15 protein-coding genes are annotated in these 17,526 nt (G+C 43.3%); 3 read left to right on the top strand and 12 right to left on the bottom strand.

The features are described from left to right. Positions 1–181: 181 nt before the first annotated feature. The 7 genes from RT269_RS15180 to RT269_RS15150 all read right to left on the bottom strand — a co-directional run bounded on the left by RT269_RS15180 (position 182) and on the right by RT269_RS15150 (position 7,548). Positions 182–817: a GNAT family N-acetyltransferase gene (locus tag RT269_RS15180; RefSeq protein WP_025232459.1), complete on the bottom strand. Its 636-nt coding sequence runs from the start codon at positions 815–817 to the stop codon at positions 182–184. Between the two features lie 276 nt (positions 818–1,093). After that, the gene (locus tag RT269_RS15175; RefSeq protein WP_025232458.1) at positions 1,094–1,822 is read right to left on the bottom strand and encodes a YebC/PmpR family DNA-binding transcriptional regulator; all 729 of its coding nucleotides are present in this window, start codon (positions 1,820–1,822) and stop codon (positions 1,094–1,096) included. Between the two features lie 159 nt (positions 1,823–1,981). Further along, positions 1,982–3,388: a hemolysin family protein gene (locus RT269_RS15170; RefSeq protein WP_313183769.1), complete on the bottom strand. Its 1,407-nt coding sequence runs from the start codon at positions 3,386–3,388 to the stop codon at positions 1,982–1,984. A 95-nt stretch (positions 3,389–3,483) separates the two neighbouring features. Continuing rightward, positions 3,484–3,831, bottom strand: coding sequence for a type II toxin-antitoxin system PemK/MazF family toxin (locus RT269_RS15165; RefSeq protein WP_013272276.1), 348 nt, complete (start codon positions 3,829–3,831; stop codon positions 3,484–3,486). Positions 3,832–4,037: 206 nt separating this feature from the next. Then, positions 4,038–5,225 carry an alanine racemase gene (alr, locus tag RT269_RS15160; RefSeq protein ID WP_313183768.1) on the bottom strand — a complete coding sequence of 396 codons (1,188 nt, stop codon included), beginning with the start codon at positions 5,223–5,225 and terminating at the stop codon, positions 4,038–4,040. A 39-nt stretch (positions 5,226–5,264) separates the two neighbouring features. Further along, positions 5,265–6,773, bottom strand: a complete 1,509-nt coding sequence (locus RT269_RS15155; RefSeq protein WP_313183766.1) for an NAD(P)H-hydrate dehydratase — start codon at positions 6,771–6,773, stop codon at positions 5,265–5,267. Positions 6,774–6,876: 103 nt separating this feature from the next. Continuing rightward, positions 6,877–7,548: a redox-sensing transcriptional repressor Rex gene (locus tag RT269_RS15150; protein ID WP_313183765.1), complete on the bottom strand. Its 672-nt coding sequence runs from the start codon at positions 7,546–7,548 to the stop codon at positions 6,877–6,879. A 206-nt stretch (positions 7,549–7,754) separates the two neighbouring features. On the opposite strand from RT269_RS15150, the gene RT269_RS15145 reads away from it, so the two are divergent. Next, positions 7,755–9,668 carry an ABC transporter ATP-binding protein gene (locus tag RT269_RS15145; RefSeq protein ID WP_313183763.1) on the top strand — a complete coding sequence of 638 codons (1,914 nt, stop codon included), beginning with the start codon at positions 7,755–7,757 and terminating at the stop codon, positions 9,666–9,668. A 431-nt stretch (positions 9,669–10,099) separates the two neighbouring features. Here RT269_RS15145 and RT269_RS15140 read toward each other — a convergent pair whose 3' ends face one another. Both RT269_RS15140 and RT269_RS15135 read right to left on the bottom strand, forming a co-directional pair. Beyond that, entirely contained in the window at positions 10,100–11,161 is a 1,062-nt protein-coding gene (locus RT269_RS15140; protein WP_313183761.1) for an N-acetylmuramoyl-L-alanine amidase family protein, read from the bottom strand. Between the two features lie 99 nt (positions 11,162–11,260). Continuing rightward, positions 11,261–12,430 carry an RNA-guided endonuclease InsQ/TnpB family protein gene (locus tag RT269_RS15135; RefSeq protein WP_331664170.1) on the bottom strand — a complete coding sequence of 390 codons (1,170 nt, stop codon included), beginning with the start codon at positions 12,428–12,430 and terminating at the stop codon, positions 11,261–11,263. A 225-nt stretch (positions 12,431–12,655) separates the two neighbouring features. Between RT269_RS15135 and RT269_RS15130 the strand changes: the two genes are divergently transcribed. Then, entirely contained in the window at positions 12,656–12,889 is a 234-nt protein-coding gene (locus RT269_RS15130) for a hypothetical protein (protein ID WP_313183760.1), read from the top strand. Positions 12,890–13,070: 181 nt separating this feature from the next. Here RT269_RS15130 and RT269_RS15125 read toward each other — a convergent pair whose 3' ends face one another. Further along, on the bottom strand, positions 13,071–13,886 hold the full coding sequence (locus RT269_RS15125; protein WP_313183758.1) for a MerR family transcriptional regulator: 816 nt from the start codon (positions 13,884–13,886) through the stop codon (positions 13,071–13,073). Positions 13,887–14,032: 146 nt separating this feature from the next. Between RT269_RS15125 and RT269_RS15120 the strand changes: the two genes are divergently transcribed. Next, entirely contained in the window at positions 14,033–15,013 is a 981-nt protein-coding gene (locus RT269_RS15120) for a dimethylarginine dimethylaminohydrolase family protein (RefSeq protein WP_313183757.1), read from the top strand. A 175-nt stretch (positions 15,014–15,188) separates the two neighbouring features. On the opposite strand, the gene RT269_RS15115 is transcribed toward RT269_RS15120, so the two are convergent. Beyond that, a complete protein-coding gene (locus RT269_RS15115) occupies positions 15,189–16,466 on the bottom strand; it encodes an adenylosuccinate synthase (protein ID WP_313183755.1) in 1,278 nt (425 codons plus the stop codon). Between the two features lie 102 nt (positions 16,467–16,568). Continuing rightward, positions 16,569–17,462, bottom strand: a complete 894-nt coding sequence (locus tag RT269_RS15110; protein ID WP_313183753.1) for a LysR family transcriptional regulator — start codon at positions 17,460–17,462, stop codon at positions 16,569–16,571. Positions 17,463–17,526: the final 64 nt, after the last annotated feature.

The following is a 17,526-nucleotide window of genomic DNA, read 5'->3' as shown; positions in this document are numbered from 1 at the left end:
CCGGCCAAAACGTTCCTGCCATGGCCTTATATAAAAAGGCAGGCTTCCAAATTACGGAAAGCCTGTCCTATTATATTTACTAAACATTATTATATATACGAATCACTATTTTATATACGAACCACCATTTTATATACGAGCCACTATTTTATATACGAACCACCATTTTATATACGAACCACTATTTTATATCCCGGACCATGCAGTACTGTTTTAAACGAAACCTTTTTTCCACAATACTGAAAACCTTAAACCCGAAATGTTCATAAAATTTTACATTGCTTACATTATGTGTTTCCAGGGAAATCATGAGCTTATTTTTATCTGCGTAATCAATGGCTTCCCTTAACAGAAGAGAGGAAATCCCATGATGCTGCATGGCAGGCCGTACAGCCAGATAAATGAGGTGCAGCCGTTTTTCCTGGTTAAGACGGTCCGTCCAGCTGGAATTCAAATACTCCCTGCCCTGGAAAAAATTCCAGAATGTTTTTAAAGAGGGGTCCTCCTTGATCAGATAGCCGTCCGTTTTTAAAAGGGCGGCTGCTTCTGCCAGATAGTAATGAAAGGCATTGTAAGGCTGGGATTCATCATCCACCACAAGGATCCCGTTAATATCCGGACTGTCGGCATATATTTCGCAGGTCTCTAAAAATTCCTCCATATCACATTCAAATAATTCCGGGAGCAGGCGGCTCCTGGTCTTCCCGTCAGGGATCAATCTGCAATAAAGCGGATCTCCGGCAAAGCATTCAGTGAGCAGTTCCTTTAATTTCTCCACATCTTCTTTTTTTACCCGGTACAATCGGTCGCTATCCATAATCTTAAACCTCTTCCATTTGCTTTAAACTCCGTACCATTTTTCATGGCGTGCTTTTATTGCTCTTCTTCTTTTGTTCGTTACGTTGTTTGTAATTCCCCCTCCAATATTATATAATATAATACGTAAAAGTTGTACAGTACTTTACTACAGAAAGAGCGGCAAAAAGAGCGTGATCGACATCAAAAAGTACCGGAGCTGTAAAGAGGCTCCAAATAAAAAAAAGTGAGGAAGCCTGCTACAGGGCTTTTCCTCACATTTTATTTTTGTAACCTGTTATTCACTCCAGTTATGGTAAGTGGCCTGTACGTCATCTTCCACATCAAGAAGATCCATGATCCGGTTCATCTTCTTAATGGAATCTTCATCTGTCAGTTCCACCCATGTCTGAGGAATCATGGTAACGTCTGCTTCCACCATGGGGATGCCTGCCGCCTCTAATGCCTCACGCACTGCGCTGAATTCCTCAGGTGCGGTAATTATTTCAAAGCTGTCCTCTTCTTCCGAAAAATCTTCGGCCCCTGCATCCAGGGAAACCATCATCAGTTCATCCGGATCCATCTCACATTCTTCCTTATCAATAATGATCTGGCCCTTTTTATCAAACATAAAGGACACGCAGCCAGGAGTTCCCACATTGCCGCCGCCTTTGGTAAATGCGTTTCTTACGTTTGCTGCAGTCCGGTTTTTATTGTCTGTCAGCGTATCTACGATAATTGCAACCCCATTAGGGCCGTATCCTTCGTATGTAATGGTCTCATAATTAACGGAGCCTGCATCGCCGGCTGCTTTTTTAATGCCGCGGTCAATGGTATCGTTGGGCATATTATTGGCTTTTGCCTTTGCGATAATATCACGGAGTTTACTATTGTTTGCAGGGTCTGGTCCGCCTTCTTTCACCGCTACCGCCAATTCTCTTCCGAGAATAGTAAAAACCTTGCCTTTAGCCGCATCGTTTCTCTCTTTTTTGTGTTTAATATTCGCGAACTTTGAATGTCCTGACATTGTTCCAACACTCCTTTTCTTTCTCTACTTCGTCCTTATAATCTCTAATAAGTCAACATCTTTTCCATTTTAGCACTATTTTTTTCATCTTGCAAGAAAAATAATGCACAGCCGCCGATCCCCTCTTTTTCCTGAGAACAAATGACAGCTGTGCCGGTTTTACATTTTTATGTCCGAGAGATCCTCATGAGCCTCCATCTTTCTAAGCTCCTGTTCTTCCTCACGCTCCTCTTCCGGCTGCTCTTTCCGGACCCGGATGGTATGAATGATCTTATTTTCCACACGAAGGATTTTAAAACAATATCCCAGAATAGACACCTCTGTCTCTTCCCCTTCCTGGGGAATCCGGTCCAGCCTGGAAATCAGCAAGCCGTTGATGGTATCATAGGAGTCATAATCCTCCTCATCAAACTCAATGTTCAAGGCCCTTTCCACTTCTTCCAAAGGAGTCATGCCGTTGATTACATAGGAACCGTCATCTGAAGGGACAATGTATTCTTCATCCACATCATATTCATCCAAGATATTGCCCACAATCTCTTCCAAAATATCTTCCATTGTCACAATACCCGCGGTCTGTCCGTATTCATCCACTACGATTACCATATGGATCTTTCTGGACTGCATTTCCTTAAACAGAGTATCAATATTCCTGGTTTCCGGAATGAAATGAGCTTCTCTCAGAAGCCCTTCGATCTCCCAAAGCTGGCGGGATGCATTCCTTTTATTTTCCACAGCAATAAGAGCATCCTTCATATGAAGGATCCCGATAATGTCATCCACGTCCTTTTTGTAAATCGGATAACGGGAATTAGATCCCTCTTTCAGTATGAAATTTACCGCCTCCCGAAGAGTAATCTCGCCGTCCAAAGCGACCAGGTTCTTTCGGTGGGTCATAATATCCCCGGCTTCCTTATCATTCAGTTCGAAGATGTTTGTGATCATCTCCGCTTCTCTGGCCTCTAAAACGCCCTGTTCATGGCCCTCGTTCACCATGGACATGATGTCCTCTTCCGTAACGTTCTCATTATCTGATGCTATATCGATTCCCAACAGCTTTAGGACAAAGTAAGCCACCACATTTGCCAGCCAGGTAAAGGGGATAAGGGGTATCATGATGAGGGATACTACAGGCAGCATACCATAACCCCATTTTTCAGGGTTCTCTGCCGCACAGCGTTTTGGAATAATGATACCAAAGCTGATCAAAAGCACGATCAGTACAACGGAAACTAACAGCAGGCTTAAAAGGGATATCCATTGGCTTGGATAAGCTCCGTCTCTTGAAAAGACGGTCCCAAGCCTTGCTCCCAGCTGCTCTAAAACAAAAGCCCCGGTTACCATACCGATTAAGTTTGTGGTGATTTGTATCGTATTTACAAATCTGGTCGGTCTGTTAACAATATGTAACAGTTGACCGGCCTTTTTACTTCCTTCCTCCATCTGATGCTCCAGTTCGCTTGTATTCACGTTTTGGATTGCTGATCCAAACCCATAAAAAATAGCGTCCAATACGATAAAAGCAATAAAAATAATCACGCGTATAAGCGGATTGCCATCGTCCATTCTAAAAATCTACTCCTTTTGTTATTTATCATTCGTATTTTTTCTCGTAACTAATTAGAAATATACCATTTTATCTGCATTCCGTCAATGGTGAACTATGTATCCAGTTCCAGGCTCACCCTTAATGCACAGTCCACTTCCTGCTGAAGTTCATCGTCGATATGACAAATCTTTTCTTTCAGCCTCTGCTTATCAATGGTGCGAAGCTGCTCTAAAAGAATTACCGAATCTTTTATCATATCGCATTTTTTTGTATCCAGCTCCACATGGGTGGGAAGCTTTGCCTTATTCATTCTTGATGTAATTGCCGCACAGATCACGGTAGGGCTATGTTTATTGCCTATGTCGTTCTGTATAATAAGAACCGGACGGATCCCGCCCTGCTCAGAGCCTACCACCGGCCTTAAATCAGCATAATAAATGTCTCCACGTCTGATAATCACACTCTCACACTCCGTCAATTATTTAGGAAGTTCGATTCGCCTATAAGCTCACCGAACGGCTAATTTGCCAAATCCAGGCTGTATATATCCCTTGCCTTCATTCACAAATTATGCCTAAGTCTAGTATTGACCTTCTTTGACTCGAGTATTCACTTAAGTTTTTCCGCCGCATACCTTATCATATGTTTTGGACATGGAGTTTGTTATCAGACCTTGCAAAACCCTTCATAACAATCGTTGAAATAATCTTTCGTACCTATGACCCGGCCGTTTTCAAGGTAAACCCTGGGGACCCGTTTGCCTATGTCGCAGACGATTTCATAATGGAAGCCGCCTCCGGCCGAAGCCAGCTCTTCTACCGTAATCTCTTCGTTTCCCTGTCTGCCGATCAAAACCACCTCATCCTCTTCCTCTGCGCCCTTTATTCCGGTCACATCTACCATGAACTGGTCCATGCAAACGCGCCCTAATATCCTGGCACGCTGCCCTCTTATAAGCACTTCCCCTTTGCCGGAAAGATTTCTTGAATATCCGTCGCCATATCCTACGGGAATCGTTGCGATCGTCATCTCCCGGTCAGCGGTAAAGATTCCTCCATAGCTTACGGAAGTTCCCGGCTCTATTTTTTTTATGTAAGAAACAAAGCTTTTTAATTCCATTGCAGGCTGAAGCCTGACCGTTTCCCTGTCAACCTCTCCTGACGGATAAATGCCGTAAATGGATATTCCGGCCCGTACTGCATGAAAGTTGGCCCTCTTAAGATCCAGGATTCCGGCGCTGTTGGAGCAGTGAAGGACAGGGATCGTGATCCCCCTGTCAGAAAGCATGGTTACGAACGCTTGGTACTTTTCTATCTGTTTATCTGTGGCCGTCTTATCCCTTTCATCCGCCTTTGCAAAATGAGTGAACAACCCTTCCACTTCAATTCCCGGAAGGCCGCAGATTTTCACCGCCTCCTCTGCAGCCTCCTCTGTGACCGGATATCCGATCCGGCTCATGCCTGTATCCACCACCAGGTGTATCACTGCCTTTTTTCCTGCCTTTTCCGCCACAGAGGACAGACGTTCCGCCCGTTTAAGCTGAAATATGGATGAACTGATCCCATATTCTACCAAAAGGCTGTATCCTTCATAAGGTACTACGCCAAGGACCAAAATAGGCTTTTTGATTCCGTGCTTTCTTAAAATCACACCTTCCTCCACGGTGGCCACCGCATATCCCCACACATAAGAATCCATGGCCCAGGCTACCGGAACCGCGCCGTGTCCGTATCCGTCGGATTTTACAACGCCGATTATCCTGGTCCCTTCCTTTAGATTTGCCTTCATGGCCTCCATGTTGTGGCGAATGGCATCTAAATCTACTGTTTCATAAACCCTGCTGTATAATTCCATCAATTTATCACCTCGTTTATTTCTACAGGCATTTGCTCCCTAACGTATGAAATGTATCTCTTCCGCCAGTTCCCTGGCAAGAAGGCTGTGATCTCCCTGTTTCTCTTTTACCAAGTCTCCGGCGCGGCCATGAAGCCATACGCCGTAAGCCGCTGCATCAGACTCTTCCAGACCCAGAGCCAGAAGCCCGGCTATGATCCCGGTCAGCACATCTCCCGACCCTGCTTTTGCCATGGCACTGTTGCCGCTTCCATTGACATAGGTTCTCTGATCCTTTAAGGCCCCAATCGTCACCGCGTCCTTTAACACGCAGGTGATACCGAACCGGTCCGCATATTCTCTGGCAGTGGTGATCAGCTGCTTTTGTATGGTTTCCACTGCGCTTCCCGAAAGTCTCGCCATTTCTCCCAAATGAGGAGTCACAATGATGTTTTCTGTGAAATAGCTGGTCAGCTCCGGGTTTGCAGCAATGGTGCCCAGCCCATCTGCATCCAGAACAATGGGAACATAGGCATTCGCAAGGACCTCTTCCACCAGGTTCCTTACATAGGCTTCCTGCCCAAGTCCCGGTCCCAGAACAATGGCGGTAGCCCACTCACACTGCTTAACCAATAGCTTTTTAAATCCTTCCGTCCCCGCTTGTGCCTCCCCGGCTTCATACGTGGTAATGATAGCTTCCGGAAGTCCGGTTTGAAGGATGGTCCGGTTTTCTTCCACTGTGAAAATTTTCACCAGGCCTGCTCCTGTCCGGTAAGCAGCAAGGGCGCTTAAATAGGCAGCCCCGCTCATATTTTTAGATCCGGCCACCACAAGGACCTTTCCGAAGCTCCCTTTATTGGAATAGGCCGGGCGCTTTGGAAGCAGTTTTTCATCTTCCGGATCCAAAGTAAAATATTCTGTCTTAAGGCGTTCTAAGCTCTCCCCCGGAAAACCGATATCAGCAACAAGCACCTTACCGCTGTATTCCTTTCCGGGATAGAGCATGGTCCCCAGCTTTTCATAGCCGAATGTAACGGTTATGTCTGCCTTTAAAGCAATCCCCATGATCTGGCCCGTATCCGAATGAATGCCAGAAGGAATATCCACGGCCACCGTAAATTTGGGCCGGCAGCGGAGGATTGTCTCCAGGATCTCCCGGTATCTGCCAAGAATCTCCCGGTCCAGCCCCACGCCGAAAAGTGCGTCAATGAGTATATCGCAGGTACCTGGAATGAGATCAGAAAATCCTGCCAGATTGACACCCGTTCGTTCCGCGATGGAAACCTGAGTCAGATATTCACTACTTCCCTTGTCTCTTCCGGCAGCCAGTAAGGCAAAAACCTTATAGCCTTTCAAATGCAGCATTCTGGCAGCCGCGACCCCATCCGCTCCATTATTGCCGTTTCCGCATAAAATCCATATCCGGTCTGTTTTCTGCCCCTGCTTCATCACTTCTTCTGTAACCGCCAGGGCGGCCCGTTCCATAAGCACCAGAGAGGGAATCCCTATATTCTCTATGGTGTAGCGGTCCACCTGCTTCATCTGTCCTCCTGTAACCAGATATCTCATATATCTCCCGCCTTTCCGATTCCTGCCCGCGCTTTGGGGCATAAAGGTCTATAGAAAAACTACCGGCAGCGAAGAGACTTCTCTTCACCTGCCGGCAGGCATGTTACTCCATTATTTCAGATTGTCTGTTTCTTTCTTCCTCGCTGTCCTGTATGCTGCAGACCCGGTAAGATAACCGCATCAGGCTTTCCGACAGATGGACATTCTCCACAACCACATCATCCGGCACGCTTAAATCCGTATGGGCAAAATTCCAGATCGCCTTGATTCCTGCCTTCACAAGGCGGTCTGCAATCTCCGGAGCCTTTGTCTTTGGAATGGTCAGAGCCGCGATCTGGACATCATTATCTTTTACGAACTGCTCCAGATCATCTACGCTGCGGATCTCTATCCCGCGGACCACAAGGCCGATCAGACGCGGATTGATATCAAACATTCCTTTAATGAGGAAGCCCCGCTTTTCAAAATTTGCATAATTAGCAATTGCCTGTCCTAAATTTCCAGCGCCTATGATAATGATATTATGCTGCCTGTCTATTCCCAATATCTTCCCGATCTCTGCATATAAATATTTCACATTATAACCATAGCCCTGCTGGCCGAATCCGCCGAAATTATTCAAATCCTGGCGGATCTGAGAAGCGGTCACTTTCATTCGTACACTTAAATCATTGGAGGAGATCCGTTCTACTCCATCTTCCATTAATTCGCCCAGATACCGGTAATATCTCGGAAGCCTGGTTATCACTGCTTTGGAAATTTCTTTTTCTGACACTTCTTCACCTTCTTTAACTTAGAATCTAACTAACATTATTATAACTGCGTGACAAAATAATGTCAAACGGGTTTTATCATTGTATCCTTGAAAAAAGGAAGGACCTATATTATACTATTTCTATTGCCTTACATTTATACAGGAAGAAAACGCCCTTCGGATATACTTATATGCCCTAAAAACAGGCAGGAAAGAGGAAATGAAACATGATTCTGTCATGCAACAATATAAGCAAAGCATTTGGAAGCAATCAAGTGATCAAGCATGCTTCCTTCCATATAGAAGACCATGAAAAAGCTGCCATTGTAGGAATTAACGGCGCCGGAAAATCCACACTGTTAAAAATCATCATCGGAGAGCTTCCCGCCGATGAAGGAGATGTGGTTGTTTCCAAGGGAAAATCCATCGGCTATCTGTCTCAGCATCAGGATTTGTCCGGAGAGCGGACCGTTTATGAAGAAGTCCTGGAAACCAAGCGGCCTGTCATGGAAATGGAAGCAAAGATCCGCCGGCTGGAAGTGGATATGAAGCACGCCGTAGGCGAAGAGCTGGAAGCCATGCTTACCACCTACAGCCGGCTTAACCACGAATTTGAGCTGATAAACGGATATGCCTATCAAAGCGAGGTAACAGGAGTATTAAAAGGGCTTGGCTTTACGGAAGAAGAATTCCATAAACCTGTCATGTCATTATCCGGCGGCCAGAAAACCCGGGTATCCTTAGGCCGGCTCCTTCTCACCAAGCCAGACATCATCCTGCTTGACGAGCCTACCAACCACTTGGATATGGAATCCATCGCATGGCTGGAAGGATATTTAATCAATTATGACGGCAGTGTGATCATCGTTGCCCATGACCGCTATTTCCTTGACCGGGTAGTCACGAAAATTATGGAGCTGGATAACGGCCTTATGACCGTATATCAGGGAAACTACACCGATTACAGCGGAAAGCGGGCCATGATCAGGGAAGCCCAGATGAAAGCATATTTAAACCAGCAGCAGGAAATCAAGCATCAGGAAGAGGTCATTGCCAAATTAAAGTCTTTTAACCGGGAAAAATCCATCAAGCGGGCGGAAAGCCGGGAAAAGATGCTGGATAAAATCGAAGTTCTGGAAAAACCAATGGAAATAAACGATGAGATGCGGATCCGTCTGGAGCCCAATATCATCAGCGGCAACGATGTCCTCACAGTCCGCAGGCTGGGGAAGGCCTTCCCTCAAAACCGGCTCTTTGAAAACGTTAATTTTGAAATCAAACGAGGGGAACGGGTAGCGATCATCGGCGGCAACGGAACCGGGAAAACCACCATTCTTAAAATGTTAAACGGTATTTTAGAACCGGATGAAGGAGAAATCTCCTTAGGCTCCAAGGTACATATCGGTTATTATGACCAGGAGCATCAGGTCCTGAATATGGAAAAGAACCTATTTGATGAACTGCAGGACACCTACCCTTCCATGAACAATACCCAGATTCGGAACATCCTGGCCGCTTTTTTATTTACCGGAGACGATGTATTCAAGCGGGTAAAGGACTTAAGCGGCGGCGAACGGGGCCGGGTATCCCTGGCAAAGCTGATGCTTTCCGAAGCCAACTTCCTCATACTGGATGAGCCTACCAACCACTTGGATATTACCTCCAAAGAAATTCTGGAGGATGCCCTGGTCAATTATACGGGAACCATTCTGTACGTATCCCATGACCGTTATTTCATCAACAAAACCGCTACCAGAATCCTGGATTTAACCAATCAGACTCTGATCAATTACATCGGTAATTATGATTACTATCTGGAAAAGAAAGAGATCATGACCGGCTTGTACACAGCCCCTCTTTCTGCAAAGGCTGCTGCCCCGGAGGAAATCTCCGAGACCAAGCTGGACTGGAAAGCGCAAAAAGAAGAGCAGGCCCGTCTTCGCAAACGCCAGAATGAATTAAAGAAAACAGAGGATGAGATCCACAAATTAGAAACCAGAGACGGAGAAATTGATGAATTGCTTGGTAAGGAAGAGATTTTTACCGATGTCTCAAAGTTAGTGGAGCTTAATAACGAAAAGGAAACCATCCGGCTGCGGCTGGAAGAGCTGTATGAGCTATGGGAAGACCTGGCAGAATAAACGTTATAAAAGAGGGCTGTCCTTTGTAAAAGGGCAGCTCTATTAAATTTACTCATCTCCTGCTTATCTCCTGCCGTGTCATCATCCTTCCTTTTTGGTTACATAACAGTCTGAAGCTCATTAGCTGCAGCAAAGGCAATGGTTTCGTTGGCTCTTTCTCTGTGAGGGAAGCACTCTGAGATTTTTCTTGCATTGGCTCTTCTTTATTTCTTGTTCACGAGTCTATTCCTTCTGAATTGCGCCTTGTAAAATCGGAAGCGCCGGGCTCCATTTATCTTGCCCCCTTTTATAGTAAATTATGACATTACAGAGCTGCCGGGGTTCTGGGCAAGAAAAAAGCCGCAGGACATCATAGTCCTACGGCAATTTCAAAAAAACATCCAAAAGTAAAAATCTCTTTTAAGTGCTTTCCGTTATTATTAAACGGCTTACTATGTATACAATATCCTTTTTAATATTTCTGTCACCCGGGGCGCCTCTTCTTCCATCTCTCCTCTGGTATAGGAACTTCCTACATATGCTGCCACCAGCTTTCCAAAATAAAACCTCATATCATCGGAAAAATAATCTGGTATGTACACAAAATCCTCCACCGAATCCCTGCTCATAAGCAGATCCGTAGCATCCTGGCTGGTGCTGCCATAACAGCCGGAGGCATATCCGATGTATTCCCCAAAAGCTGCTGTCAACTCCTCCGCCTGGCATATTTTGATTTTTTTATAATTCGTATCCAATTTATAGCAAACATAATAAATACCGCTTTCCGTCATAGGCGCAGAAAAATACTTTTTTCCGGGATAGTAGATGATTTCCCAGCCCTGATCTATAAACTTCCTGATCCAATCTCTGGGAATATTCTTTGCGGCCTCTGAAAAGGCATCTTTCACTTCAGAGGACACGGATGCGGAAGTTTTCTTTCCATCAATACTAATATCGAATTCCTTGTTTCTCAGACCGTTTTCATCCATGTAGAAAAGGCCTACATACTGATTTGCAGCCATCTGTCCATTATCAAAGAAATAATATCGTTTTCCTGCTACGTTTTTATAGCCGGAAGAAGCCATCTCCCCCTTTGTGGAAAACCAATACCAGCTTCCGTCTTTCTCCTGATACCAGCCTTTTTGGGCAGTACCGTCTTCGTTATAATAATGCCACTTCTCTTCGTCGTCGTTGTAGCACCAGCCAAGCTGCAGCTCCCCCGTTTCAGAAAAGCAGTAGTTCATTCCGCCGATCCTTGTCCAATCAGAAGCCATGTACCCTTCATTGTCAAAGTAATACCAATATCCTTTAATCTCTTCCCAGCGGTTCTTCTTAAACTCTCCCGCGGCATTGACATATTTCCAGCCGCCTGAGTCTTCCTGCCACTGCCAGTCCGATGCAGACGCCTGCTGGCTTTCGCCCTCTCCCTGTATCTTCTCTTCCGCCGCCATGGAAGTCATCATGCTTCCCAAGATGAGAATGATACTTGCTGCTGCTATCCATCGTTTCCTCAAGAGTTTTGCACTCCGTTACTGAAAACTTATAAAAAGCTATAAAATAAACTTTTATGTTCCATTCCTGCTTCAACGAGTATGCTTTTGTACTGAATAAATTCAAATACTACTCACAAGTTCTAGTACTCTCCATAGGCGTAAATTCCTGACTAACGAATCAGTACATATCCGTATTAATTTGTAAATATTATGCAACGGATTGTATAACATTTTCTTGATATTGCCACAACAACTACACAACTTAGAACTTGGAAAGAATCTTTCTGCAATAATTAATGGGATATTATTCCAATTACACTTGTATTCCAATTGTCTCCTAAATTCATAAAATAACTGCTGTTGTACAGCTTTGGATAAATGTCTGTTTTTCATCATTCCGTTTACATTCAAATCCTCAATACAGATAAAACTTGGTTCTCGTTTTACAATTTTAGAAGTTGTCTGATGTAAATGGTTTTGACGAATATTCATTAACCGGTGATTTATCTTTAAAAATTCTTCTTCACTTTTTATAATGTTACGTGTTTTACAGTAATTTCCTTTCTTTTTATTTTTCTCATATTTACGAGCTATGGAACGCTGTAACATGCGTTTTCGTTTTTCTGACTTTTTTACTGTTAGTTTTTTGTTGATGTTTTCATAATTGTTTTCGTTTGAGCAAATTGCTAAATTTTTAATACCCAAATCTATTCCAATACCTTCGTTTAAGGGAATTCTAGTAGAATCTTCCTTCTCTATTCCAACTGAGATCCACCAATGCAATCCATCATATGTTATCCTTGGATTGGTATATTTACAATCTATAGGTATTCTGTCTTTTTCAGCAAGTCTGATCCAATTTAACTTCTGTTTGTTTAGTTTCTTTGACGAAGAAAATCCTTCAACCTTTACATGCGTTTCTGTAAACTTGATTTTGATATTATCTTGGTAAAAACTTGGAGTTGACTTTCTCTTACTTTTAAATTTCGGGTATTTACACTGACCTTTAAAAAATCTCTTATAAGTATTGCAAGCATCTTTAATTGATTGCTTTGTTACATTATTGCTGACTTCATTAAGCCAATGGTGATCTTTTTGTTTTTTTAATTGTGTAAATTCTTTCCTCAAATCGTTATCTGATATGAATTTTCCGCCAGATATGCAATACTCTTGTTCTCTGGACATTGCCCAGTTGTATGCAAATCTTGCGGTGTTAGCGTATTGGAATAATTTGGTCATCTGATTTTTATTTGGTTTTAGTTGAACCTTTATTGATGTTATCACTTTCATTACTTCCTTCCACTAACTTTACCATAATCATACACCTCTTTTTGCTGTTTAGCTGATTTTAGTATATGGCTAGTCCTTGGTCATGTCAAGTATTATGGCATTTCATTCCAACACTCAAAAAGGGAAAATGCTATTATAAAAGTTTCTAAAAAGCCCTCCTTCCTATTTTTCTATTTATAGGCTATAATTATAAAAAACAAATTTTCAGAAAGGGAGGTAATACTTGTGAAATGGAAACGTTTTCTGGCTATGGCCGGAGTAGTGCTCATTCTCTCCATGTATGTTATCGCCATAATATCCGCCTTTTCCCATAATCCGGAAGCAAGAAGCTGGCTGATGGCCGCTATTTTTTCTTCTGTGGTCGTCCCCGTCTTTCTTTATGCCGCTCAGCTTGTCGCCAGGGTGATCAGGCAGAATAAAGATGAACCGGGTACAGCCGGAAAAAACAAAGAACTGTAACATAACGAAAAAAGAAAACGCACGCACTCTTTTAGCAATCCTCCAATAAGGTTATTTACAAAAGTCAAAATCACTCGGCATGACAGCAAGACGATTACCGATGAATCGTAAATAATCTTTACTGGAGAGTTTGCTTTATGCGTAAATTGATCCAGAGTATCTCAGAATTTCTCCATAACTCTCAATCAACTTGAATCGAAATCTGAATGATGTAATCCGAAGGATCTTCTGCTGCTAAATAACTAAGTATTTCCTGCTCATAAGCATAGCCGATAATGCTCAGACGATTTTCTTTTATATAGTTTACTAACACCTCATAGGACTTTGGCAGCATATCATATCCGCCTTTATGATTGATAACAACGTATTTGCCTTTGGGTTTTACATGAACTTTTTCCCCTTTTTGTTTCTTTACTAATTTATTAAAAAAGAAATCCGGTTTATTATAAACCCCCCGTTCCAAATGATCTTTTCCGTTCATAATGCCTGACGGGTAGGTATACTCGATATGGTGATCGGCACAATAGTCAAAATGTTCTCCCATATTTTTCATGTCTTCTTTTTCAATCCCCTCCGGAGATAACGCCACTGTAATTAAATATTCCTCCTCAAATTCTTGTATAAACGGAACATCGCAAACTACCTGCAAAGCATTTTTCGTCATATCATAGATCATTTGCAGCAATCGTTCCATCCGTTTAATCTTTTTTTGCTCTATAACTAACTGCTCTTTTTTCTGCTTCAAAACAGAAAGAAACCGGGCAGGACTCTTATGGTCCAAGTATTCTTTTATCTCGCTTAACTGTGTTCCTGCTTCCTGCAGCATAATAATAATATCAAAAGTGGAAAATTGCTTCAAAGAATAAAAACGGTAACCTTTGTCATTTACATATTCTGGCTTTAAAATGCCGATATCATCATAATGAAACAGGGTATATTTGGACACTCCGCAGGCTTTTGCAAATTCACTAGTAGTCAGATACTGATTATGGGACACTTTTTTCTACCTCCTCTTGACTATAGGGTTACACGATACCTTATAATGTCATGGTGCAGGGAAATTGTCAATGATATTCTTTCCTGTGTGGAATAATATGAAATGGTCCTGATTAATAAAATGAAATGGAAAGGAAATGAATTTATATGGAAACGAACAGAATAAAAGTAAAAAGTGAATTTGCTCCTTTAAAAAAGGTTGTTTTAACGCAATCAGAATTTATCTTTCCGGGCCAGACGGAAAATTTTAAAGATGATGCATTTCTTTCAGAGGAAAGCTTAAACCTGCTTGAAGGCGTAGATACTGCAGGAAGGAATTATAAAGAGGTTTTCCCTGAGCGCCAAAGAAAATGGGAAAAAGAACGGGAAAACTTAAAAGAAGTCCTTGAGAAGTATGGAGTTGAAGTCGTACGCCCCCGGTTGCTGACTGATTATGAGAAAGAATCCGGCAGAGAGTTCGGCTCCTGTAATTTCTTTGTACGTGATCCTTTCTTTACAATTGGCCCCTCCATTATTGAAGGGTCGTTACGTTTTTTCCATCGCAGAAATGAAGTTTTGCCAATCAGAGATATCCTTGTTAAAGAAGCTTACCTCACGGGAGCCTTCTATGTTTCTGTACCAAGACCTGATAGTTCAGAAGGGATTGAAGCTGAGCAGGGTCCTTTTTTAGAAGGCGGAGATGTTCTTGTCTTAGATCAAACAGTTTTCGTGGGTAATTCAGGCTTGGCCTCTAATCATAACGGTTATCTATGGCTTCAATCATTTTTATCCCATTTTGGTTATGAAGTGGTCGAGGTTCCGTTAAAACAGGATGTACTGCATTTGGATTGTGCGTTAAGCCTTGTAAGAAACGGACTGATGATTATTTGTGAAGAAGCCCTTATAAATGGAATACCGGAATCCCTAAAGGATTGGGATAAGATCTCTGTTCCTTACAAAGATATCGCCTATTTGGCGGTGAATGGACTTCCAATTAATGAGTCTACGTATATTTTAGACCCTCAATTCGAATATATCGCAGAGCAGCTAAAGGCAAGAGGTATCACAGTGGAGTATATTGATTTTGAAATCTCCAGGAGTCTGGGCGGCTCCTTTCGGTGCAGTACACAGCCGCTTGAAAGGGCATAGTGAAAGAGGTGGTTTCACTATATACGACAACTCATCATATTCTCATTAACTTTCACCACCTGACGATACACCATATGCATGGCGTACACAAAAAAGCCGCAGGACTTCAAAATCCTGCAGCTTTTCTCATAAATCAAATTCTTTGTTCTCTATTTTTCTATTTGTTCCCGTATGATCATTTGCGAAAGATAATTTCATCTCTACCCGGTCCATTGGAAACCATGGTTATGGGCGTTTCGATCTCTTTCTCTATGAATTCAATATAATTCCTGCAGTTCTCCGGAAGATCCGCGTAATTTTTAATTCCTCTGATCTCACATTTCCAGCCTGGAAGGCTTTTATATACCGGTTTTGCTTTGTTAAGTTCTATGGTTGTGGGGAAATCTCTGGTAACAGTTCCGTCGATCTCATAGCCCACACATATCTGAAGCTCGTCAAGATATCCAAGCACATCAAGAACGGTGAGGGCAACCTCTGTGGACCCCTGGATCCGGCATCCGTACCTGGATGCAACTGCGTCAAACCAGCCCATACGTCTTGGCCTTCCGGTAGTTGCTCCATATTCGCCGCCGTCTCCTCCGCGCCGTCTCAGTTCATCTGCCTCATCTCCGAATAGCTCGCTGACAAACGCACCTGCCCCTACTGCACTGGAATAAGCCTTTACCACAGTGGTAATGTTCTTAATCTCATAAGGTGGAATGCCTGCGCCAATGGCGCCGTAGGCCGCAAGTGTTGAGGATGATGTAACCATAGGATAAATCCCATGGTCTGGATCCTTTAACGATCCCAGCTGGCCTTCCAAAAGGATATTCTTGCCCGCCTTGATTGCCTCATGAAGGTATTTGGACACATCACACACATATGGCTTCACCATCTCACGGTATTCCAGAAGAGTCTTAAACAGTTCCTGCGGGTCCATGGCCGGTTTGTGATAGAGATGCTCCATTAAAACATTCTTTGTTTCACAAACCCGGTCAACCTTTTCCTTTAAAGATTCTTCGTCAAAAAGCTCGCTGACCTGAAATCCGATCTTTGCATATTTATCTGAGTAAAATGGAGCAATCCCTGATTTTGTGGAACCAAAAGATCTTTTACCAAGACGTTCCTCTTCATATTGGTCAAACAGAATGTGATATGGCATCAGGATCTGGGCACGGTCAGAAACCAGAATGTCAGGCTTTGGAACACCCTTGCTTACCAGTTCCTCGATTTCCTTTACCAGGAACGGGATATTTAATGCCACACCATTGCCGATGACGCTGGTGGTATGATTATAGAAAACGCCTGACGGCAGAAGGTGAAGGGCGAATTTTCCATAGTTGTTGATGATCGTGTGTCCGGCATTGCTGCCTCCCTGATAACGGATGATGATATCCGATTCCTTTGCCAGCATATCCGTGATCTTACCTTTTCCTTCGTCGCCCCAGTTGGCGCCTACAATTGCTCTTACCATATGATTGCTCCTCCTTCGAGTGAAAAAATTGCCTTTTACTTACCTATGATAACTCATGAATACGCATAAGTAAAATTAATATTAATTATATTTGGCATAAGTTTAAATTATGTCATCTGTCATCAGTTGTAAAAGGCGCTTTCCTGCAGGAGATACGGGCGTTTTGATATCAGTGACAATGGTAAAATGGCGTTTCGGCATTTCTTCCTGGAACTTAAGCTCCACAAGACTCCCCTTTTTAAGCTCCATCTGTGCAAACCCTGACATCACACAGCCTATTCCAAGGTTCCGCATGGCAAACTGAACGATCATGTCACTGGTGGAAAGCTCAAACTCCGGCTCTACCACGATTCCATGGCCTGCCAGATATTCATCCATAAATGTTCTTGTGCTGGTATTCTTTTCAAGAAATATGCAGGGCAGTTCCTTTAAAATATCATAATCCAGCTCCTGATCCTTTAAATAGCGGAACTTATCCCCCGCCACAAACACGTTCCTGATTTCCTTTACATCGTTGCGCATGACCTCGCTCTTTGCCTCAAAGGGAGTGCTGACCACTCCGAAATCAATCTTGCCGTCATATAAATACCGGAGCGTTTCAGGCGTAGGCCCGTTGGAAACACTAACCTTGATACCAGGATACAGCTCATGGAACTTTTCCAGATAGGGCAGTAAATAAAACTGAAGCGTCATATCACTGGCTCCGATCCGCACCTCTCCCGTATCCAGATCTTTTAGCCTGTTTAACATACTTTCCCCATGCCAGATGTTTTCTAAACCTGATTTTACATATCCGTAAAAAAATTCTCCCTCCCGGGTCAGACGAACCCCTTTGGAGGTACGCAGAAACAGCTGGCTGTCCAAAGCTTTTTCCAGCTGCCTTACAGCCTGACTCACGGCAGGCTGGGATATACACAGCTTCTCCGCCGCCAAAGTGATGCTTTTTAGCTGGGCCACATAATAAAACACCTTGTAATGCTCTAAATTACTGCTCATGACTTCCTCCTGATATGAAAAATGAAAAAGCAAAGGCAGACCTCTCATAATCTCTGACGTCTGC

It is taken from the genome of Lacrimispora sp. (assembly GCF_032078915.1).
Classification (GTDB): domain Bacteria; phylum Bacillota; class Clostridia; order Lachnospirales; family Lachnospiraceae; genus Lacrimispora.
This window is presented reverse-complemented; position numbering and strand designations above follow the sequence as displayed.